We start from the raw sequence: 22,161 nt of genomic DNA on the forward strand, positions 1-22,161 counted from the left end.
AACGTCTTATCTTTTTGAAATCGGGTGCAAACTTACACAAAATCCACGATTTATGGTTTATCATTTATGATTTATGATTTAAATTTGCACTTTATCTGCCCAAATCGGCATCTATAATTCATAAATTATAAATCATAAATCTCGAAATGGAAACTATTAAACAACTCATTACCGACGGTAAAACAGATGAAGCAATCCGTTTGTTGGACGAATACATAGAAAAAAACGCTTTTTCGGATGAAGCGTATTACTTACGCGGCAATGCCTACCGCAAAAAAGGGGATATCCGGCAAGCCCTGAACAACTACCTTACGGCGATGGACCTGAACCCCGACAGCCCCGCACAAATCGCCCACAATCAACTGATTTCAATCATGAACTTCTATAACAAAGACATGTTCAACCAATAAAAAAGGCTGCATCTATCGCAGATACAGCCTTCCGATGTTAAATCAAAACTATTATGAATAAAAAAAATCACTTCAATAAAGAGCAGGGACAAAGATTGTCTTTCTCAATATCTTTGAAATAGTTGTATGTACCGACTTTAAGATCTGCGCAAGCAGCCTCGTCGGCAACAATAATCCCCTTCGGGTGCATCTGCAAAGCCGTGATAGTCCACATCTGGTTTACCGCGCCTTCTACAGCCTGCTGCAAAGCGCGAGCCTTGTTGTGGCCGTTCACCATGATCAGCACCTCTTTCGCATCCAATACCGTAGCAACGCCGACCGTGACGGAAGTCTTCGGGACTTTGTTGACATCGTTGTCGAAGAAACGGGAATTGGCGATGATCGTGTCGGTAGTCAAAGACTTGACACGGGTACGGGAAGACAAAGAAGAACCCGGTTCGTTGAAAGCGATATGCCCGTCAGGACCGATGCCGCCCAGGAACAGGTCCACGCCGCCGACAGCTTTCATCTTTGCTTCGTAAGCGGCACATTCGGCTTCCAGATCTTCTGCGTTTCCATTCAGGATGTTCACATTCTCCGGCTTGATGTCGATATGGCTGAAAAAGTTATTCCACATGAAAGAATGATAGCTTTCAGGATGGTCTTTCGGCAAACCTACATATTCGTCCATATTGAAAGTTATGATATTCTGGAAAGAGATCACACCCTGTTTGTTCAGTTCGATCAGATTCTTGTACATGCCCAGGGGAGAAGAGCCGGTAGGCAAGCCCAATACAAATGGTTTCTCTGCCGTAGGATTCGCCTTCTTAATCTTGGCAGCCACATAATTAGCAGCCCACTTTGAGAGTTGCTCGTAATTAGGTTCAATAATTAGTCTCATACGCTTTTTTAATTTAGTTCTTTCGTTCCTAAAAGTAATATCTTTATTCTTTACGACCAAGAATTTTCAATCCTCAATTCTTTATTTTCAATTTCCTGGCCATTTCTTCTCCCAAAGCCCAGCATTCTTCATACTTATCAGCTTTCAGAGCTTGTTTCTGTTCAACCGGAGCCCCCACAACTTCCCATTTCATCTTCTCACCGAATGCCGCCAAGTTCTTCACTGCAGCTCCCGCCCAAGTGAAAGAGCCGAAATAGCCGTAAAGACGATGTTTCACTTCACGTGTTTCGATCTTATCCAGAATCGATTCGATTTCAGGGAAAAGGCGGTTGCTGTAAGTCGGGCTACCGATAATCAAGCCTTTAAACTTGAAAATATCTTTCAATACATAAGATGCGGGGCTTTTGCTGACATTGTGCATGACGATATTCTTCACCCCGTTTGCGGCCAAAGAGGCTGCAATCGCTTCTGCCATTTGCTCGGTATTGCCATACATGCTACCGTACACGATTGTCACGCCTTCTTCCCCTTCATAACGGCTCATGCGGTCATAAATATCGATCGCATGAGCTGCATATTCGCGCCAAACCGGGCCGTGAGTCGAACAGATCGTCCGGATATCCAAAGCCGACAACTTCTGCAAAGCACGCTGTACAGGATTTCCATATTTACCGACGATATTGGAATAGTAACGGATCATCTCTTCCCAATAATGCTCCACATTCATTTCAGAGTCGATCACACCGCCGTCCAGCGTGCCGTAAGTACCGAAGGCATCGGCAGAGAACAGGATTTTGTCAGTCGAATCGTAAGTGACCATTACTTCCGGCCAGTGTACCATCGGAGCCATATAGAAAGACAGTTGGTGACGGCCCACGTTCAGGGTGTCTCCTTCCTTCACTTCATACAATCCCGCCGAAATACCGTGATACCCATCCAACATGCCGAAAGTCTGCTTGTTCCCGACGATCCGGACATCCGGATATTGCTGGCGCAACAAACGGATACTGCCCGCATGATCCGGTTCCATATGGTTCACGATCAGGAAATCCAAAGGACGCCCATCGAGAGCATCCGCTATTTTTTTCAGGAAAATATCGGAATAACACACATCCACCGTATCGACCAGGACCGTTTTCTCATCCACGATCAGATAGGAATTATAAGATACGCCGTAAGGTAAAGGCCACATATTCTCAAAAAGAGCTTTTTGACGGTCGTTTACACCTACATAGTAAACCTCATCTGCTATTTCTTTTAACTTATACACTTTGAAAATTAAAAATTAAAAGTTGAAAATTAAATAATCAATTCTTCTTCATCCCTTTTCCAAGCCGCATGGCACGCCATACGAAATAGATACCGGCCAAAACGAACGGAATGCTGAGCCATTGCCCCATATTCAGCATCATATCAGCTTCGAACTCTTCCTGGTCGTTTTTCAGGAATTCAATGAAGAAGCGCGAACCGAATACGCAAATCATAAACACGCCGAAGATAAGCCCCTCCTTTTTCCAAGCATCTTTTTTGAAGTAGAGCCACATACAAATAGCGAAAGTCACCAAATAACTGGCAGCTTCATAGAGTTGTGTAGGATGGCTGGGAACGGTAAAGACGGGAGCAGCCCCTCTTTTCCATGCATGCAGGTTTTCTATAAAACGAAATCCCCAGGGCAGATCAGTCGGATGTCCGTATATTTCATGATTCATCAGGTTTCCCAAGCGGATCATAGCAGCCACAAGGCCGGTTGGGACCACCAGCTTGTCGAATGTCCAGAGCATGCTCCGGTGGCTGACCCGCTTAGAGTAAAAATAGACGGCGATAATTATGCCTAACGTTCCACCATGGCTGGCCAGCCCGCCTTCCCAAACTTTTAAAATTTCGACCGGGTGAGCCAGATAATAGTCCGGTGCATAAAAAAGGCAATGTCCCAAACGGGCACCGATCACTGTTCCCAGCATCGTGTAAATCAACAGGGAATCGATCCATGCCGGATTGAGTTTCTCTCTTTCCCACATCTTCTCCACGATCTTGTAACCGATCAGGAAACCGATGGCAAACGCCAGTCCGTACCAGCGTATCTCACGCGAACCGATGGAAAAGATGGCGGGGTCAGCCGTCCAGGTAATAAAATCAAGCATAATTATATCAATTATCCATTGTCAATTTATTAAACCAATTTTTTTATCAAGTCCTCTCTTTCGCCATAAAGCATATCGATCACCGGCAATTCGATCATCGTGTAGGCTCCGGGCTGTTGTTTGAAACTTGCACGGGCAACGCAAACCAGAATCTGCGCCGTAAGAGCCGGATTGTTGATCTTCATGTCGAATTCGATCAACTGGTTCTGCGTCTTACCGGAAACGCCTTTACGGACAAGGTTCACGCCATGCCCCATATCTTTCAGGTCGTCCACACAGTCGACCCGGATCACATGCGTCTCGTCGTGCACAAAATAGTCGTCCGCCTTGATGGCTGCAGCTACTTTATCAAAATCATATCCTTCTTTCACTTCGATATAAACCATACGGCGGTGAACGCCTGTTCCCATCGGGATTGTCATAGACAAGGCCGCCTTAACCCCTTCGATGGCTTTCACGGCAACGGTATGTCCCATGCTCATGCCCGGTCCGAAGTTCGTATATGTAATTCCTTTCGGAACGATCGCCTGCAACAAAGCACGAACGATAGAGTCGCTTCCCGGATCCCATCCGGCAGAGATGACAGCAACGGTGTTATGAGCTTTCGCCACTGCATCGAGCGAACGGCGCAGATCGACAATACCACCGTGGATATCGAAACTATCCACCGTATTGATGCCTAAAGAAAGTATTTCCTTGGCGTACGTCTCTACGCTACGTGTCGGAGTTGCCAGAACAGCCACATCCACTTTATCCAACTTCGTTATATTATCAGTGACGGTATATCCTTTCAATTCATCCGGAATATCATTCGGATTACGACGTACAACACCAGCAACTTCAAAATCGGGAGCAGCCTCCAGGGCCTCCAATACATACTTTCCAATATTGCCATATCCAACGATGGCAGCTCTAATCTTTTTCATACTTTAGTTTTTACTTTTTCTTCAGCCACAAAAGTAGTTATAATTAGGGGATTGACAAGAAAGGGGTATGTTGTTTTTGTTTAAAATGAAAAGAGGTTCCCTCATCCTATGTCATATAGGATGTTTTTACTATCTTGCTCTCTGAAACAAAAAAGGAAAATGACAAATAAAATACCCTCAACTACCGGTCATCATAGCCTCCTCACATACGGACGGAACCGAGATCATCCGCAGTTATGACGCCGGAGCCAACCATTACATCAAAAAGCCGTATGACATTACGGAATTGGTATTTCAGATTCAAAACCTATTGCAACAGTCCGAAAAACAACCGGCAGCGATATGGGCAATCGGCACTTATCAGGTAGACGCGACCAAACATCTTCTGATTTATCCGGATAAAAGAATTGAAAAACTATTTCCGAAAGAATTTCAGGTTTTGCAAAAGCTATACTCCAATAAAGGACAGGTAGTCACACGCAAACAACTGCTCGAAGAAATATGGGGAAACGATTCGAGCGAAGAAAGTCTAAATAACAACATTGCGCAACTTCGTAAAAAATTATCACAAGATAAAAACATTCATATCCAGACATATCCCTGTATCGGATATCAACTGGATTTCTGACGGACAACCCAACCGGGAGAAACCGAACCCAATCCAGCCTCTCCCGGTTGTCAAATCCGCCGATCAGAAATGGAACCGCACTCCGACGTCAAAGTGCAAACGAAAGATTCCGGTATGTTCCTCATCTCCATAACCCGCATAGTCCTGCTTCGGCAAAGAGCCGCCGATGTATCCAAGGTTTGCTCCGATCCCGACATGATCAGACAGATAATATTCCGCTCCAAACAGGAAATCATATCCCACACCCGAAAGAGAAGCGCTCGTGCCTTTCGCCGACTCCCGATACTTGAAATAGCCGATACCGAATTTTTCCTCAATCCCCCAACGGCCTACTTTTTGTTTCATCACAAACTGAGGCGCCACGTATGCAAGCCCCACTTTGACATCCACATTCGAATACGCATAAGACGACTTATAGCCCGAATACATCAACCCGGCTCCAAAGCCGCTCCTTGACACCCAATCATAACCCAATTGCCAGTCCATGCCATTTTTCGGATCGCCCGATGCACCCGACGGTAAATAATACTTACTGGTTATAAAAGCATACCCGACATTAGCATAGAACGTGCTATGCCGGAAAGCACTTTTAGCCACACCGGTGGTATTTTTATCACCAACCGGAGCAGACAAATTAGCAACCGTCCCCGTTTCCCAATTTGCCGTGTCGCCGATCCAAAGCATATCGCCGGCGATCTGATGGCAACTGCTACCCAGTAATGACGGCTTCCGGTGATCCGTTAACGCCAAAGCATTTCCGCCACTCTTCGCCGTCTCCTGTTTGGCCAATGCCACAACCTGCTCGTAGTTGCACTTGGTGGATGCCCCGCCATCCACCACTCTTACACTTCCGATCCGCTCTGCCGTTTCCGGCACGGTTTGCCCGACTCCATACAAATGGACTTCATCCGCAGCAACCCGGGATGGATACTTCTTTTCTATGTGCGTCAACACTTTGGGGGCGCAACTGCCTAAAAAGAAAGGCAGAAGCAAAGAAAAAATCAACTTTTTCATTCTTGATTATATTTTTTAATTAATCAAAATTGCAACATATATTTTTCAACAAAACTCAAAGCCCATGCCGTTCTCCCATGTGGTTATGTATCTTCAAACACCTTTAAGTAGAACAGATAGTACATATAATACAATACATCAATCATGGCCGATAATTTTTATAAAATTCCTCATTTGCCAAACACCATTCGGGACATAGGTTCAACAAGCTGATACATATATTCCCTCACGAAAGCTGATGAAAGAAACATTGTAACAGTTATCACAAAAAAGAGTATTGCCCAAATAACTGAAAGACAAAAACTACCACGAATAAGAGGCTTTCTCTCTTCAACAACAAATTTTCCTCTTCCATTTTTTGAATAAATCCAATAAAACAGCAGCACTCCTAAAAAGAAAATTGTAAGTGCAAGTTCCAAAGAGATTGAATACAAAAAGCAAAAAAGCAAAAATAAATCAATAGTACAGAATACCCAATAAGAAAAGAAAATTCCTAAAAACCAAATCGTGCTCCAATGAGGATCTGCCTCTTTCAATTTCTTTGAATAGAACAGATAGTACATATAATATAATACATCAATCATGGTCTATAGTTTTTATAAAATTCATCCCAATATATTTTATTTGTTTCAGAAGGGGGGCCAATTAAATTCTCCATTCGATTATACCAAAAACGATATTTTAATTGTTGATACCATGCCTGGTACGTTGTTTGTCTTCCCATTTCCCAACCAATACCCCAAGCGGCTCCACAAACACCACCTACTGTTGAATAAATATTTGAAAATTCCTCTATTAGAAATTGTTGAGACGAACTATTTCCTCGATCCCAATTAAGATATATATTCACTCCATTATAAATACCCAAAACATTTCCTCCCCGTGCTATCTTTTTAGACATTTTCAATGCAAATTGATTCTTTCCTCCAGTGTATTGATTTCCACCCCAACTTTGACTTCTCACCTTGAAATCTTTTCCCATCCATGTACCAAAATGTTTACTATAATAAACCTCTGACGTACCAGACAAGGTTGTAGATAAAACGACCATGGGATCCAATGATGAACCTTGAGAGTGAGACTGATAATTATAATAATAAGATTGCGCATTAGCAATTGCTTTATCGACCGATACTTCTGCATTGCCGGAATGTCCATACTGACCTCCGCCTCCAGCAGCAGTCGTCCATTCAAAATTAAACCGCCAATCAGTTCCTTGACCTAATGCAGCTACTGAAGTCCCTGCACTTATCCAGGGAGTTCCGATTGAACCGCCAATACTCATACTTCCAGGATAAACAATCCCATATGCACCATAATAACCAACCAAAGCACCAAATCCAAGCCCTAAATAGGTAGTAATAGAACTATAATTCCAACGGAACGGATTTAGCTCTCCGCGATTTGTCGCAACTCCTCCAATATAAGCACCGATGACCAATCCTAACACCAATAAAGGATTTTCACCATCAGCATCCACATACATCAACGGATTATTCATCGCATAGCTAAAACGATTATAGCTTTGTGTGAAATCCGGAACTTGCACATAAGGATCCGGACTCAGGAAACGTCCTACCGCCGGATCGTACAACCGGGCATTCATATTCACCAAACCAAACATTGTCAAGTGTTCATGCCCCGTATAACCGCGTCCTAAAAGGAGTTCCGGTTCCATATCCGGCAGATAAGCGACCAATGTATTCGGATTACGTAACCGCCCCCAAGCATCATAACTCACTTCCTGCAGCAAAGTGCCATTACTATCTGTCATCTGTGTTATACTACCCAAATAATCACGACAAATATAATGCAAGTTCCAACTACCATTCTTTTTTATCAGCACAGCAGGAGCGGAATAAGCATCGCCTCCCATATAAAGCCGTTCCGTATCTCCCGCCGGAGTGTGATCGACTTCATAACTTCCGTTTAAGTAATAACGGAGAATTTCTGTTTTATTATTCCGGGTGATATCCATTTTTACTCTTTCTCCGGATCCGTTATAAGAAAATAATGCCGTATAATTATTTTTCAACAACACAAAAAAACATACCACGCAACATTCCAACTAAAATCATGTAATAAAAATGGACAAACAGTAGACTCTAAACACAAAAAATATAAGGGAAACCGACAACAGCCGGAAATCATTACTGCAAACAGGGGAAGTACAAATACGCAAACTGACAGACATTATCGACTCCATACTGAATACACATAAGGAAAAACAAAACGTTGAAATAAAAAGAACACAGGTTTCTCTACCGGAATTGATCGAAGAAGTCAACCGGGAAGTAGCCCTTTTGTTTCCCGGAAAAAAATATCAGTTCGAGCTGGACAATCCGATTCCTATACGTTATATATATACAGATCCGGCCCGTCTGGAACGTTGCTTACGAAATCTATTGGAAAAATCCGATAAAAAACGACAATATCCCCCTTAAAACGGCAATATTGCATAAACGCTTCATTCACAACAATAAGCTAAAATCCAAGTTTATTAAAAAATATTACCCTTGCAGGAAAATTCTGTTTCATGGGTATGAAAATCGATTTTCATGGGCATGAGTTTCGATTTTGACTAACAGGTATAAAAAAAAAATTGACAATAAGCCATGCTCCGGACACTTTGCCGGAACCCGATCCGTATGTCTACAAAAAAACCGTTATACCAAGAAGCCCTCGCCACTTGACATAACGGTAAACGATTCCACAACTCCCTTTTATCGTTCGAAACAAGCATCGAAAGCATGTGCCGACGGCTGGAAATCTACCTGCTTCACAAAAGTGCAGGATTCGCGTGCCCCGTGTTCACGATCCATGCCGCTATCTTCCCATTCGACAGAAAGAGGGCCTCGATAGCCGGCATCGTTCAAGGCACGGATGATTTCTTCAAATTGGATTTTACCGCGTCCGAGACTACGGAAATTCCAGAAACGACGGGCATCGCCAAAAGTCGAATGACCGCCAAACACGCCGATCTGTTTCGGGGTATCGCTCCAATACACATCTTTCATGTGGACATGGAAAATGCGGTCCGGGAACTGGTTGATAAAGTCCACATAATCCACTCCCTGATACCCCAAATGGCTCGGATCGTAGTTAAAACCGAAAGCCGGATGATAATCGATCGCTTCAAGAGCCTTACGAGCAGAATAGGTATCGAATGCGATCTCGGTCGGATGCACTTCGAGGGCAAAGCGAATGCCTAATTTCTGGTATTCGTCCAAAATCGGGATAAAACGCCGGGCAAAATCAGCATAGCCTTCATTCACCATCTCATCGGTAACGGGAGGAAAAGAATAGAGCCATTGCCAGATCGAACTTCCCGTAAAACCGACTACGGTATCGATCCCCAACATCTTAGCGGCATGGGCGGCCTGGATCATATTTTCGATCGCCCGCAGGTGTACTCCTTCGGGATCGCCATCCCCCCAGATATAATCGGGCAACACGGATTTATGCCGTTGATCGATACGGTCACATATGGCTTGTCCGACCAGATGGTTCGAAATGCAAAACAGTTGCAAACCGTACTTGTCGAGCGTTGCCTTGATATTCCGATAATATTCCGGATCTGTCTGCCGAACATCCAAATGAGAAGGTAATCCCAATTCAACACCGTCAAAACCAAATGATTTTGCTTTTTCACAAATAACTTCCAGCGGTAAATCTCCCCACTGCAATGTACATAATGTTACAGGACGTGCCATAATTTCATTCTTTTAAGGTGAATACATTGTGCCTATTCGGCAAATATAAAATTTCTTTTTAAATTTATCTATAAATATTTTTTATTTCTGGATATTTATCTTTCCTTTGCGACATTATAAACAACTAAAAAAATTAGCTATGAGAAAGAAAGTGTTTTTTGCACTCGCCTTTGTGCTCTACCTGACAGGTTGCAACAGTTCTTCGCTTGAAGAGGTTATTCCGCAAACAGAGTTTTTCCCCGTCCAATTCAGCATTCAGATGGAAAAAGAAATCATGTCTTTTCCCACCACCCGCAGCATGCCTGATAACGTGATTCCGGAACCATCGGTTTCTAAAGCCGGAGAGAATGACGTCGAGTTGAACGAATTATGTTCCACTCTCGAATATGTGGTATTCAAAAACGAAGAGGTTCCCGCTTTCATCAAACACAAGCAGTTCACTTACAGTCCTACCGATCTGGATGCGGATTTCAGTTGCATATACGACAGTCTGCCACAAGGCGACTACAAATTCTACTTTTTGGCCCACAATTCAAAAACTGTAGTATTGTCCGGTTCGACTTTCTCTTTCGATAGCATCTCGGATACATTCTATGAAATGCTATCCCTGAACATCGGGGTTGCAGAAGTCATCAATAAGGATATCTCCCTTCAGCGTATCGTCAGCCGTATCGAGTTCATGGCGACCGATTCGGTTTCCGACATACTGAACCAGTTCGATATGGAGATCGACGGAATATCCAATCAGCTGGACATCACCACCGGCCAGGGGATAAAAACCCCGGACAAGCAAATCTTCTCCTATACATTCAATAATGATGAGATCGGAGAAGTAAACAAAATACATTCTTTCTATACTTTCATCCCTGCCACCGACAATAAAATGGCCGTCCATCTCACAGCCATCGCCCACAGCGGCGAACCGATCCGTGAACGGCAAATCGACAATATCATCCCGGAAAAGAACAAAATCATCCGTTACAAAGGCCGTATCTACAGCCGTTCCGAATCCGACGACACATTTCAAATCAGCATCTACAACAACGGGAAATGGGAAGTGACATCCGATGTTGAATTGCCTGATTATGAGTAAAATATTTATCTTGTTATAGTTGACAGTTTGTTTAAAAATCAAGTTTGGATTTATAAATAATAGTTTTAGTTTAATGGTTATTTTTTTAAGAAAGCCCGTACTTGTGAAAGCATGGGCTTTCCATTTTCCCAAAATTAATCGATCAGTTTCACTGTCCGATTCTGTATTTTAGCATTCCAAGACTTAAGAACCAGCTTCATCGAACTTGCCACTTGTCTTCCTCTCAGTTCAAAATCGATCTCGATACTTTTCGTTTCACCAGGATCCAACCAGAAGAAATTATCATTCGCATAAAAAGAACGAGGACTTCCTTCTATATCCAAATTAGTCATAAAAGAGGGCAACTTTCCTGTGTTCGTCACAACTACATGCAGCAGTCCTTTGTTTCCATTTATTTTCATTAACTTTACTTCTTTCAACTCAACAGAAGTTTTATGTTTAGCCACGGCTGGCTTTAACCAGGGGCCATTGACCAAAGTAGGCCAATCGACAGGCTCAGAAACAAACTTCAGATAATAAGCCTCATCTTCCATTAATTTGATGGTGCGAGGCCAATATTCAGCATGAGAAATCACTTTCCCATACTCATCAGTCAAAGAAACAATAGCAAAAAAGTACTTTTCTTTATATACCTGTGGGATAGCATATACCCCTATCTCTTCTTTTAAAACCGATGTGCCTTCCGGAACATTAACATTTTTCGAAATCTGCCAAACTTTTCTAAAAGAGTCATCCAATATTTTCACCTGTACCATTCCTTTAAAACCAGGTCGACCCACTCCATTTAAAATATTTACGGAAATCGGAAAAGCTTCTCCAGGTGCCCACAGCAAACGCTTAATGTCCAACAAAACATGAGTTGGTTCGTATGTCCTTTTTAAAAAATAATAAGTTGCCGAAGGCTGTCCCATACCATCGACCAAATTAATTGCAGCAACTACTGGCCAAGGACGCTTATAGACCCAAGGCATCAGTCCGGTTGTTACCGGATAATTACTTTGAAGACCTTCCGACATAACCTGATAGAATTCACCAGCACCAATTTGAGTTGCCTCAGCAATTGTTTCCAACGCCGGTTTAGCCATATTGTCAATATGGGAAGCACGACTCAGCATACGGGGTACACGGGAAGGATTATATTCAGCAAAATGTTCTACAAATTCAGGATGCTCCAATACGAAATCCTTATCATACATTCCTCCCAAATCTACCAACTCACCCGGAGAAACCACTTGTTTTATATTTGCAGGGTCTGTTATACAATGTACGCCAGTCTCAGCCACATAGGGTATCAACTCAAAACCTTTATACCATGCGGGATCAAAATCCGGATAAGAATGCATGGAACCGGCATCCGGAGAAGTACGCAGAAAACACCTTGTCGGATCAAAAATAGCCAAGTTACGCTCCAAAATACCCATAGAAGCTGCATTTCCATAAGAATACGGATTAAATTCATTTCCTCCGCACCAAACAGCCAAAGAGGGTTGATTTCTCAACCGGAAAATATTTTGGCAAACCTGCGCTTCCCAAACATCTTGCGGCCATTCGGGCGTGTCAAAATTGGCAATATTAAAATCCTGCCAAACCATTATACCATATTTATTACATGCATCATAAAAAGCATCACTCTCCAACAGTCCGCTTCCCCAAATCCGAAACATCTGAATTCCCATATTCCGTGCCATTTTCACAGCCCAATCATACTTATCTGCCGTCAAATCGTAGAGGGCATCAACAGGCATCCAGTTGACACCTTTCACAAAAAACTTTTTCCCGTTTACGACAAACTGCCAGTCTTGCCACCTGTCACTTGTCCGAATGCCGGCACTCCGAACCTGTTCTATTGTCCGGATTCCAAAATCAAACTGAATGCAGTCGGTCAACCGATCATTTACTTTTAATGTCATTTTTGCCTGATAGTAATCCGGGCTACCCAAACCATTCGGATACCACAATTTAGGATTATCGATAACAAAACGTTCTTCCATCCAGCATCTTCCTTCTATCACCTCAGGTGAAAATTCTTTTGAGAATACGACCTGCCCCTTATCTATCAAGTCGAACACCACTGTCAACTTATCTTTTACCCGTTTATTCTGTGGGGCACTTGAGGGCTTTCCATAATTCGATATCTGACAATTATTCCAGGGATGCAACTGATAGTCCAATGTGTTTTTCCCGGCAAACAGTTCAACACTAAAACCTATTGTAGCCTGATTATTTTCTATCTTTTCAGTAAAAAGGAAAGGACGCTCCATATGATATTCGGGGATAAATTCCATACGGACATTTCGCCATAAGCCCAAATTGAAAAAAGGTTCCATCGCACTTCCCCCCATCAGAAACCACCCCTTAACAATGTTTCCAGGTCGATTCGGGTTAAAAGACGTTTTCCCATAATTGGCGGACATAACTTCTACGATCAGTTCATTATCCCCTCCATAATTTAAGTTTTCACTTACATCAATGACCGGACCGCCGAATATACCCCGATGCTTGCCTAATTCCATGCCATTTAACCAGACTTTTGCAAAATAGTCAATACCATCAAAATTCAGTAAACAAGAGTAACCATTCCGTTTTTGAGGAATTGCAAAATGTTTTTTATAATACCAAACTTTCTGTTCCAACTTCTCATGTTCCCTGGCATTCAAATGTTTATAGGGATCACCCAATATGCCCGCTCTGTAATTAGCCATTTGGACAGAAGTCGGATATGCCACCGTAAACCAGGCATTCTCCCTAAGTTTTGCCAAGTTTTCAACAGGAGATTCTTCCGAACTCAATTCCCAATCCTGGGATAAATCGATATGCTGCTCTGCCAGCCTCGGATAAATATAATATGGAGACTCCAAATCTCTTACCTGCGCTTTCACAATCGAAACGCAACACAAACAGCACCATATTAAAAGACATCTATACTTAAAAACGCTCTTTCTTACCATACTTTTTTCATTTAGTTATTAGACATAGATTCCATATAAAATCAATGATTTTCATTATTAAAACGCAATACTACCGAACGTTTGAAAGTGATCTCCAGAGTATCGTCCACCACATGGGTAACTTTTCTCACATCACTCCAAGGATCATATTGTTCTACATCCGAGACTTTATTACTTAAAAATTGTAGTGGCAGTTTCACCGTCCTGCTATCCGGCAATAGATTTCCGATCAATTCAGTATGCCAATTGCTTAAGGCATCCCGGCACCAAACTAAAGTATGCGTATTACCTTTCAAACAATAAAAGCGAACCTGATCATGCATAAAAAACACAGGCTGATACAGCTCTGTTACCGGATTTATATTTTCTGTAGCATGACTAAAACGTCCGAAATGCCACCATAAATTATTTTTTTCTATATAATACTGCCAGTGCCAACTTTGTCCGGGAGCAGCAGCTCCCGAAAAAAAAGGGGCAAAAATCAAATCATGTAGCAGAATGCCTAATGTATCCGATTCATATAACTTGGATGGTCCGGAATGATGTGCCTCGACCGCACCCACTTCCGAGAGTATAACAGGTTTATCAACAACCATACTACGCAATAAAACGACCGCCTGACTTGCCAAAGAATCCATAGGAGCCTGACAAATATCCCAGGCGGCTCCCGGATCCAAATAGCGATGAACCTGGGCTATCTCATTATCCGAAAGAGAAGAAAAATCGGTATACCACTCCTGATATTTTTCATTATCAAAACTCCCCAGGCTTTGCATAACCAAATGATGCGGAAAATAAGATTTAACGACAGGCAGCATCTCTCTTGTCCATTCCAGCTCCCCTGCTATTCCCTCGGAAAAACTTACAGAATTGATTTCATTCCACAATTCCCAACCCATAATAGCCGGATTGTCCGCATATCTGGTGGCTAAAAAGGCAACCCTGTCTATATATAAATTTTTCCCCTGCTGTGTTTTGAAAAAATCATCCATATCGCTCAATGGCCCCCGGTTATCACAAGAATAGATTGGTTTATCAAAAGCCACTGACGAAGAAAACGGGGCTGAATATCCTGTTAGTTTCCTGAAATTTTCCAAACAAAATTTGATCTTGATCCCATATTTCGTCGCCAACTCCAACAGTTTGTCAATTCGCTTTACTCTATTTTCATCAAACTCTCCGGCTTTCTTATGTTCAACCTCAAAAAATGGCGCACTCAACCAAATACGTGTGTAATTTCCTCCATTTTCCGAAAGATTGCGAAAACGCTGTTCATAAAGCTGTAAAACTTTTGTTTCATCTGTTTCAAAACGTTCCCAACAAATATTAGGACCTACAGGAATAAAAGGTGTACCGTCCGAATATTCCAAATAACGAGGATTCACCTGACTCACCCTTATAAAGTTTTGATCACGCTCTTTTCCACAAGAGAAAAAAGAGCATAGAATCATCATATATAATATATTCCGTATCATAGACTGATTCTTAAAAGTAACCACCTTTTGCTGTAATTTCCTGGACACTGTCTCCGTTTTGTACCCAAGAGAAAATCTTCTTCTCATTTTCACGTATCTCTTCCGAACGTAAAAGCACTTCATAAGCTATTTCTCTTGGTACTACCAAAACTCCGTCAATATCCCCAAGTATTATATCACCCGGCTTAATCGTTACATCTCCGATTTTAATCGGAATTTGATAGTGAGTAATCAAACAACGCCCCAAACTGCCATTTGATATCCGGTATTCGTAAAACACAGGAAAATCAGCACTCAAAATCTGATGTGTATCCCGTATTCCCCCATCTATACAAGCGGCTTTCAGTTTTTTCCCCTTAGCAGTCGCCGTCATTACACCTCCCCACAAAGTAGCTTTGTCATCCCGGCTTGTATCCCAGACAACAAAATGATCTTCCTGCATCTCATCCAACATCTGAGTTCGATATTCCATCTCACCCTTTATCTTTACGTTCGGTGCACTTTTGACAGTAAACGCAAAACCGGCAACAGAATGATATTCGCGTAAAGGTTTAATCCTACCGGGCAAAGCCTGCTCCAAAAGGCAAAATTCACGCATTACGTCGTTTACGGCACCTGTATACAACTGCTCATATCTAAATAATAACTCTTTATCCGGTATGGGAAACTTTTTCGAAGATATTCCTTCACGGTCCTGAATCAATTTTTCCAGATTCATCATCCCGATTTCTTTCTTATACTGATCTACGCTCATAACTCTTTTATTTTTAATTAATCACTCCGGTAAACTCATTCCACCATCTACCCATATATCCGCACCGGAAATATAGCGTCCGGCATCGCTACACAAAAGCAACGCCATAGAGGCCAAATCATTCGGTTCTCCGATATACCCCAATGGAATATTTTTCTCTATTTTTGTTTTGAAAACTTCATTCGACAAAACTTCCTCATTGCGAACCGTTCCGATCACTCCGGGAGCCAGATTGTTAATCGTTATTCCTTTATTACCCAATTGCCAGGCGAGATTTTTCACCATATTCAATTGAGCAGCTTTTGAAGCGGCATAAACAATCATTTGCTTACTCGGCCTGTTCTGCTGGACGGAACCTAACGTGACAATTCTTCCCCAACCTTTAGATTCCATATGAGGCACACAACATTGCATCAACTCCAGCGAAGCCCTTACATTCACATTCATCTGAGCATTAAACTCAGATAGAGTCACTTCTTCCCATTTTCTACGAATCTGAATAGAAGCATTCAAAACTAAAATATCGACTCCAATTCCCAGTTTTTGCTGCAACTGTTGAAAGTCAGAAGTCAGCGTGTCTGATAATAAGTCGTATTCCCATAGCCACGCTTTTCCTCCCATCTTCAGCACATCCTGTAAAGTTGCTTCCGCCAACTGGCGATTACTCCGGTAATTGATCACAACATTCGCCCCATGTTCAGCCAAAGCTAAAGCGATGGAGCGGCCAATTCCTTGGCCGGCTCCTGTAATCAATGCGGTTTTTCCTGTTATATCAAACAAATGCTTCACTCCCATAACGTTTCTTTATTAAATTCCACCTACTATCGGATACCAGTTCGGATTATACGGATCTTGATGAAAACGAGCGTAATAATCTCCCATTTTTTCATAATAACGCTCATATTTCTCCATTTTTTCCTCATCCAAAACAACTCCCAATCCCGGTCCTTCCGGAACTTTTATAGCCCCATTGACATATTGTAGTTTTCCACCCTGGATAATATCATCTTCCAAATAATGATAATGAGCATCTCCCGGCATAGTCATTTGAGGGATGGTAGATGCAGTATGTAACATAGCCGCCAATTCGATACCGAATTCTGCCCCGGAATGCATAGCTACACCTATATTAAACGTACGACAAACCGCAGTCAAGTCTTTTACACCACGCGGGCCTTCCCAATAATGTAAATCCGTCAATATGATGTCTATCGATCTCATATGGACAGAAGGGCCCAAATCATCAAATTTATTCGGGTACATATTAGTCGCCAAAGGAATACGAACCTGTTCCCGTACAGCCTTCATGCCTTCTATGCCCCAAGAAGGATCTTCAAAATATTGCAGTTCTAACTCTTCCATCCTATGACCGGCTTTTACGGCTGTCGCAACACTCCATACCCCATTAGGATCAATTCGCAAACCAAAGTCATCTCCTAACTTTTGCCGGCATAATTGCAGTACTTTCACTTCTTCCATCGGATCCATGACACCGGCTTTCAACTTCATTGCCGTGACACCCAACTCATCGTTCAATTGTACACAAAAATCGGCCATATCCTCCGCACAGGTATCATGTCCGCCACCCGGACGGTCATAGCGCCAAAACAAATAAGCGATCATTGGAATCGAATCGCGTAATTTGCCGCCAAGAAGCTGGTGCATCGGAACATTAAATGCCTTTCCCATAATATCCAAACAGGCAATCTCTATTGCACCATACAAACGGGAATTGGAAATGTAATAGATACTTCTCAAAACTTTCATCTTGATAGCCTCCAGATCCATCGGATTCATCCCGATGATACGTGGTTTCAGTTTGAGAAGAGCCGCTCTTGAATCTCCTCCGCCTACTTCACCTAATCCGACAATCCCTTCGTCCGTAATAAGTTCCAAGATTGTCCTCAATAAATAACCCGGATGTACTCCCGTGTTATGCCGCAGCATGCAATTCATAGGAATTGCAACGCAACGGACTTTCATGTCTACGATTTTCATTTCTTTATACTTATTTTAAGTGATACTCTATAACTTGATCCTTTCCTGATTTATCCGTATAAGTAATTTGATATTGACCTTTAAATCCCCGGAATTTTACATCTCCGTTTTTACTGGCTTTTACGACCATATTAGTTTTCCATTCATGATTGATCAAATTATCAAGTGCATAAAATGACTGTTTGGGATCCATGTTTCTGGTGAACAACCCGGAAACGGACGGTTCTCCCGGTGCACCGCAATCGTCTACCACATTCCACCACGTGATTCCCATCATGTTTTTAACACTGAACCATAGGCGATACAAGTTTTGTGCAATAACAGCCTGTATTTTCTGTCCTCGGTCATCATTACCCGGAGATGTAATCGTTATTTCGCTTAAATGAATCGGCAATCCGGTTTCCGAAATCCGGTTCATGATAGTCCAGATCTGGTCTGGGGTTTGTATTTCTTTTCCTGCGGCAATATCCAGGCATTGCTGAGGATTAAACAAATGCATTTGAGAACCGGCGACATTTATCTTCACCCCTCTTTTCATCAAGTCTTTTACCTGTTCCGGATATTCCGGACCAGTCCAATAATCATTGATATTCAAAAGGACATTATCCGAGAATACCTGATTGGCAGTTTTGAAAGCTTCAAATGTATAATCACCTGGCATTACCCCATAATTACTTTTACAAAGCCCGGAACCCGGAACCATTGCCCCTTTGGCAAAATCTTGTGCACTCTCATTGACAACATCCCAACTGCTGACGCGGTCCCCATAATATTTAGCTATCTCCACAATTCGCTTTTCAAACAACTCCTTCAACTTCTTCGTCAAATTAGGAAATTTCGCTTCCAGTTGGGCTACAGTCATATTCTTGTATTCATCCGTGTATTTCTCGCTATCCAGGTAATTATCCAGATTGCCATACTCCAGAATTAGTTTATCCATTTCTTTTTTCTCATCAGGCGTCATCATTTGACCTATAATCCAGTTAGGATTATGCCACTTACGGTTTCCCCAGATCAGCGGATGGCCGTGTACCGGAATCCCCTTGCTGAGACAGAAATCTATAATCTGGTCGGGAGAAGGACGACGCCAGTGTGGCTGATGCTTCGGATCCGTCTGGCGATTCCAATATTCTTCCGTATCCCAGTATTCTTCACGAAAACGGGGGCGGTTCGGTTGCATTTCCAGCGTTTTCCAATAAAATGCGACAGTCGCACGATTAAATAACGTCCCGAACACATCTCTATATTTTTGGTTACATACAGGAGTACCTAATTGATTATAGTTAAATATATGGGCGCCAAATACAAAATCATGCGAAACTTGCTCGATCTTCACTTCTGATCCAGCCGCAACATTCTGTAAATTAACAATAGCATTTGCTTTTCTATTCTGCTCGATGTCCTTATCGATTTTAGCCTGTACCTTCGGATTCCAGATATTCCAATAGGCTTCACTCATGATTTTGTCTTTGTCTTCTTTTGCACTTTTGGGAAAACCTTTCTGTGCAAACAGGTTAAAACAACATAGAACTAAACTGATTATTAATGTTATTCTTTTCATATACAACTATGATTTTAATTATTTAATGTCAAATTCTTGAATTTCTATCTTACCATTCTTACTTGTCCAAGTTGCACGGTAATGCCCCTTAAAGCCTCTGAAACGAACCACACCCTGTGCGTTCGACGTAGCGGTCAGTGAAGTTTTCCATTCCCGGTTTATCAACCTGTCCAATGTCTCATAGACGGGCTTCTTATTCACTTCTTTGTCATAAAGTCCTGAATAAGACGGTTCACCCGGAGCACCACCTCCATCCACGACATTCCACCAGGTAATACCTGTAATATTGGGGCAACTGAACCAGAAACGATATAAATTTTCAGTTATGACAGCCTGGATCGCACTTCCTGTCCTCGTAGAATCGGGGGCACAAACCGTTACTTCGCTCACATGGACAGGACGCCCTACTTCATTCAGGCAATCAACTACTTCCGTGAGTTTAGCCGGTGTCAGGATATTATCCCCCTCAGCTATTTTCTGAGCCTCGACCGGATTAAAAATATGCATTTGAGCTCCGACATTATCTATACGGATACCCCTGTCTATCATATTTCGAGCAATCTCTACATACCGCCTTGTATAAGGAATACCACTTTTAAAATCAATATCATTAATATTAAAAATGACAGATTCCGGGAAATATTTCATAGCCCACTTATACGACTTATAAGTATAATCATCCGGCATTATTCCGCGATTTGCCTGATTAACCGGTTCATTGACTACGTCCCACATCCAGATTCTGTCCTTATAGCGCAACGCCAATTCCTGAATATGCTTTTCAAAATAAAATTCCATCTCTTTACGATCTGACGGCATCCAATCCGGATGTCCCCAACGGCGCATACCATAAATAATAGCATGGCCTTTTGCCATTATCTTGTTCGATTCGCAAAACTCAAGGATGGGATCGACGGGGGGACGACGGAAAATATAAGAAGATCCCGCCGTATAACGTGGCTTTCCTTGCTCAGGTTCCAACGTTTTCCAATAAAAAGGCAATGTAGCAGAATTAAACAAAGCACCAAAAGTATTTTCATACTGTTTATTTTGTTGCGTAGTCTCAAGCTGACCGAACAAAAAGATATTACCACCAAAAATAAACGAATGGCTCAACTGCTCGATTTTGACAGTTGTTCCGGAAGGAATTTTCAATACGGCATCCCCTTTCCGGTATTGCTCTATATTCTTATCTATGCTTGCCTGGACATCCGGATTCCAGATCTCCCAATAAGCCTCGCTCATGACATCCTTATGATCTTGTGCCTGTAAGCAAAAAGCAGAGAAAAACAATCCTATCAATAATATTACATTTTTCATATTTTACAATTTTATAGACACTTTACTAATTATCTGTCTCTTCATAAAACTCTTTCAATAAAAAGAATCTGATCGCCACAAAAACGGCTAAAGCTCCTAATAAATAGAATATTGCCAGAAACGATATGCCAAAAGACAAGCCATAATCAGTCTTCAGATATCCCAATATCAAGGGAGCCAACGCCCCGACGATAAAGGCAAAAGCGGTCATAATCCCTACCGAAGATGCTCTTAAATCCGGAGCTATCACATCAAACAAGGCGGCATACAGATTTGAATCATAAATTCCCCTGAAAAAGCCGAACAGAGCCAACATTGCATAACTTACATATAAATTCGAGGTATATCCCATGAAGAATATAAACGGAGCACCGAACAACAATCCGACCAGTTCCGTTTCCAGACGGACTGTTTTACGCTTTTGCGCATATTTATCTGAAAATTTTCCACCTATTAAAACACCCAACAATGCGGCTGCAAAATGAAAAAACATAGAGGTAAACCCGGCCGTCGAAAGAGACAAATGGAACTTTTCATGATAGAACGTAGACATCCAAGTCACATAACCGATATTCACAAAACACATTCCTCCAAAAGCCAGACAAAGCATCCAGACTGTCTTTTTCTTAAATATCTCTTTGATGACATATCCAATAGAATGCCGTCTTTCTTCTTTATTCTCCTGAGGAGTATCTGCCATTCGGAAAAACAAATAGACACACAACAGCAAACCTCCTGCTCCAAACGTAAAGAAAGACATACGCCATCCGAAATGTTCTCCGATGTAAGCAGCAATAAACCCACTGGCAACAATTCCGACATATAAAGAAGTCTGGTGTATGGACATTGCCATTGCACGGGTTTTATGATGATACTGGCTAATCAATGATGTTGCGGCTGGATAATAGAAAGCTTCACCTCCTCCTGTTGTAACACCGCGTAATATAATTAAAGAGATCAGCCCGCCACTAAATCCGGTGCATAATGTCCCGATACTGAAAATCAGGATACTGATAAGAATAATCCATTTTCTCTTCAGAAAATCCCCCATATATCCGCCGAACGGGACCAAACAGCCATATACAACCGTAAATACAGAAGCAACAAGCCCCAATTGTACATCCGTCAAATGCAGATCCTCCTTTATCAAAGGGATCACCACATTAAAAATCTGCCGGTCACCTTGGTTCAGGAAATAGGCAACCCATAACATAATAATCAACTCCCACTTATAGGTAATACGTAGTCGTTTCATTTTACGAATAGTTTATCGAAGGTGTGACTTAAACCACACCTTCAT

General features: G+C 42.1%; 19 protein-coding genes. 3 read left to right on the forward strand and 16 right to left on the reverse strand.

Translation table 11 applies throughout. From position 1 onward, the window contains the following. Positions 1–146 precede the first annotated feature (146 nt). Entirely contained in the window at positions 147–410 is a 264-nt protein-coding gene (locus tag RDN79_RS13595) for a M48 family metallopeptidase (protein WP_298550708.1), read from the forward strand. Between the two features lie 67 nt (positions 411–477). Here the strand turns inward: RDN79_RS13595 and nagB are convergent, their stop codons facing one another. The 4 genes from nagB to RDN79_RS13615 form a co-directional block, all read right to left on the reverse strand. Then, positions 478–1,290: a glucosamine-6-phosphate deaminase gene (gene nagB / locus RDN79_RS13600; protein ID WP_186930675.1), complete on the reverse strand. Its 813-nt coding sequence runs from the start codon at positions 1,288–1,290 to the stop codon at positions 478–480. Positions 1,291–1,363: 73 nt separating this feature from the next. Further along, positions 1,364–2,560 carry an FprA family A-type flavoprotein gene (locus tag RDN79_RS13605; protein WP_298550711.1) on the reverse strand — a complete coding sequence of 399 codons (1,197 nt, stop codon included), beginning with the start codon at positions 2,558–2,560 and terminating at the stop codon, positions 1,364–1,366. A gap of 37 nt (positions 2,561–2,597) precedes the next feature. Next, entirely contained in the window at positions 2,598–3,431 is an 834-nt protein-coding gene (gene lgt / locus RDN79_RS13610) for a prolipoprotein diacylglyceryl transferase (RefSeq protein ID WP_298550713.1), read from the reverse strand. A gap of 29 nt (positions 3,432–3,460) precedes the next feature. Then, positions 3,461–4,357 carry a diaminopimelate dehydrogenase gene (locus tag RDN79_RS13615; RefSeq protein ID WP_298550715.1) on the reverse strand — a complete coding sequence of 299 codons (897 nt, stop codon included), beginning with the start codon at positions 4,355–4,357 and terminating at the stop codon, positions 3,461–3,463. Positions 4,358–4,667: 310 nt separating this feature from the next. On the opposite strand from RDN79_RS13615, the gene RDN79_RS13620 reads away from it, so the two are divergent. After that, a complete protein-coding gene (locus tag RDN79_RS13620) occupies positions 4,668–4,985 on the forward strand; it encodes a winged helix-turn-helix domain-containing protein (protein ID WP_298550717.1) in 318 nt (105 codons plus the stop codon). Between the two features lie 63 nt (positions 4,986–5,048). On the opposite strand, the gene RDN79_RS13625 is transcribed toward RDN79_RS13620, so the two are convergent. From RDN79_RS13625 to RDN79_RS13640, 4 genes are all read right to left on the reverse strand, one after another. Beyond that, entirely contained in the window at positions 5,049–5,999 is a 951-nt protein-coding gene (locus RDN79_RS13625) for an outer membrane beta-barrel protein (protein WP_298550719.1), read from the reverse strand. A gap of 170 nt (positions 6,000–6,169) precedes the next feature. Further along, complete coding sequence (locus RDN79_RS13630; RefSeq protein ID WP_298550720.1) at positions 6,170–6,583, reverse strand: hypothetical protein; 414 nt, start codon at positions 6,581–6,583, stop codon at positions 6,170–6,172. Next, a complete protein-coding gene (locus RDN79_RS13635) occupies positions 6,580–8,034 on the reverse strand; it encodes an RHS repeat domain-containing protein (protein ID WP_298550722.1) in 1,455 nt (484 codons plus the stop codon). The genes RDN79_RS13630 and RDN79_RS13635 overlap by 4 nt, the downstream gene beginning before the upstream one ends. A gap of 688 nt (positions 8,035–8,722) precedes the next feature. Then, the gene (locus RDN79_RS13640; protein ID WP_298550724.1) at positions 8,723–9,712 is read right to left on the reverse strand and encodes a sugar phosphate isomerase/epimerase; all 990 of its coding nucleotides are present in this window, start codon (positions 9,710–9,712) and stop codon (positions 8,723–8,725) included. Positions 9,713–9,851: 139 nt separating this feature from the next. Here RDN79_RS13640 and RDN79_RS13645 point away from each other — a divergent pair, with 139 nt between their 5' ends. After that, positions 9,852–10,805 carry a hypothetical protein gene (locus RDN79_RS13645; RefSeq protein WP_298550726.1) on the forward strand — a complete coding sequence of 318 codons (954 nt, stop codon included), beginning with the start codon at positions 9,852–9,854 and terminating at the stop codon, positions 10,803–10,805. 134 nt (positions 10,806–10,939) lie between these two features. Here RDN79_RS13645 and RDN79_RS13650 read toward each other — a convergent pair whose 3' ends face one another. Genes RDN79_RS13650 through RDN79_RS13685 form a run of 8 tightly spaced genes read right to left on the reverse strand, consistent with a single transcriptional unit; the run spans position 10,940 to position 22,116 of the window. Then, a complete protein-coding gene (locus tag RDN79_RS13650) occupies positions 10,940–13,753 on the reverse strand; it encodes a sugar-binding domain-containing protein (RefSeq protein ID WP_308573239.1) in 2,814 nt (937 codons plus the stop codon). Between the two features lie 41 nt (positions 13,754–13,794). After that, on the reverse strand, positions 13,795–15,228 hold the full coding sequence (locus RDN79_RS13655) for a cellulase family glycosylhydrolase (RefSeq protein ID WP_298550729.1): 1,434 nt from the start codon (positions 15,226–15,228) through the stop codon (positions 13,795–13,797). Positions 15,229–15,238: 10 nt separating this feature from the next. Next, positions 15,239–15,982 carry an RraA family protein gene (locus RDN79_RS13660; RefSeq protein WP_186929962.1) on the reverse strand — a complete coding sequence of 248 codons (744 nt, stop codon included), beginning with the start codon at positions 15,980–15,982 and terminating at the stop codon, positions 15,239–15,241. Positions 15,983–16,003: 21 nt separating this feature from the next. Continuing rightward, positions 16,004–16,777: an SDR family NAD(P)-dependent oxidoreductase gene (locus RDN79_RS13665; RefSeq protein WP_186929963.1), complete on the reverse strand. Its 774-nt coding sequence runs from the start codon at positions 16,775–16,777 to the stop codon at positions 16,004–16,006. A 12-nt stretch (positions 16,778–16,789) separates the two neighbouring features. Further along, entirely contained in the window at positions 16,790–17,980 is a 1,191-nt protein-coding gene (locus tag RDN79_RS13670) for an enolase C-terminal domain-like protein (protein WP_298550733.1), read from the reverse strand. Positions 17,981–17,990: 10 nt separating this feature from the next. Then, complete coding sequence (locus RDN79_RS13675; protein WP_298550734.1) at positions 17,991–19,541, reverse strand: endo-1,4-beta-xylanase; 1,551 nt, start codon at positions 19,539–19,541, stop codon at positions 17,991–17,993. 18 nt (positions 19,542–19,559) lie between these two features. Continuing rightward, positions 19,560–20,861 (reverse strand): endo-1,4-beta-xylanase, encoded by a 1,302-nt coding sequence (locus RDN79_RS13680; RefSeq protein ID WP_298550736.1) that lies wholly within the window; start codon positions 20,859–20,861, stop codon positions 19,560–19,562. A gap of 25 nt (positions 20,862–20,886) precedes the next feature. Further along, positions 20,887–22,116, reverse strand: a complete 1,230-nt coding sequence (locus RDN79_RS13685; protein WP_298550738.1) for an MFS transporter — start codon at positions 22,114–22,116, stop codon at positions 20,887–20,889. Between the last annotated feature and the right edge of the window lie 45 nt (positions 22,117–22,161).

The sequence above is a fragment of the uncultured Parabacteroides sp. genome, assembly GCF_902493135.1.
In the GTDB taxonomy this organism is placed as follows: domain Bacteria; phylum Bacteroidota; class Bacteroidia; order Bacteroidales; family Tannerellaceae; genus Parabacteroides.

Bases quoted from the DNA above. Each gene is read 5' to 3' on its own strand.
- RDN79_RS13595 (WP_298550708.1), top strand. From the start codon at position 147: ATGGAAACTATTAAACAACTCATTACCGACGGTAAAACAGATGAAGCA.
- nagB (WP_186930675.1), bottom strand. From the start codon at position 1,290: ATGAGACTAATTATTGAACCTAATTACGAGCAACTCTCAAAGTGGGCT.
- lgt (WP_298550713.1), bottom strand. From the start codon at position 3,431: ATGCTTGATTTTATTACCTGGACGGCTGACCCCGCCATCTTTTCCATC.
- RDN79_RS13615 (WP_298550715.1), bottom strand. From the start codon at position 4,357: ATGAAAAAGATTAGAGCTGCCATCGTTGGATATGGCAATATTGGAAAG.
- RDN79_RS13625 (WP_298550719.1), bottom strand. From the start codon at position 5,999: ATGAAAAAGTTGATTTTTTCTTTGCTTCTGCCTTTCTTTTTAGGCAGT.
- RDN79_RS13630 (WP_298550720.1), bottom strand. From the start codon at position 6,583: ATGATTGATGTATTATATTATATGTACTATCTGTTCTATTCAAAGAAA.
- RDN79_RS13640 (WP_298550724.1), bottom strand. From the start codon at position 9,712: ATGGCACGTCCTGTAACATTATGTACATTGCAGTGGGGAGATTTACCG.
- RDN79_RS13645 (WP_298550726.1), top strand. From the start codon at position 9,852: ATGAGAAAGAAAGTGTTTTTTGCACTCGCCTTTGTGCTCTACCTGACA.
- RDN79_RS13650 (WP_308573239.1), bottom strand. From the start codon at position 13,753: ATGGTAAGAAAGAGCGTTTTTAAGTATAGATGTCTTTTAATATGGTGC.
- RDN79_RS13655 (WP_298550729.1), bottom strand. From the start codon at position 15,228: ATGATACGGAATATATTATATATGATGATTCTATGCTCTTTTTTCTCT.
- RDN79_RS13660 (WP_186929962.1), bottom strand. From the start codon at position 15,982: ATGAGCGTAGATCAGTATAAGAAAGAAATCGGGATGATGAATCTGGAA.
- RDN79_RS13665 (WP_186929963.1), bottom strand. From the start codon at position 16,777: ATGGGAGTGAAGCATTTGTTTGATATAACAGGAAAAACCGCATTGATT.
- RDN79_RS13670 (WP_298550733.1), bottom strand. From the start codon at position 17,980: ATGAAAATCGTAGACATGAAAGTCCGTTGCGTTGCAATTCCTATGAAT.
- RDN79_RS13675 (WP_298550734.1), bottom strand. From the start codon at position 19,541: ATGAAAAGAATAACATTAATAATCAGTTTAGTTCTATGTTGTTTTAAC.
- RDN79_RS13680 (WP_298550736.1), bottom strand. From the start codon at position 20,861: ATGAAAAATGTAATATTATTGATAGGATTGTTTTTCTCTGCTTTTTGC.
- RDN79_RS13685 (WP_298550738.1), bottom strand. From the start codon at position 22,116: ATGAAACGACTACGTATTACCTATAAGTGGGAGTTGATTATTATGTTA.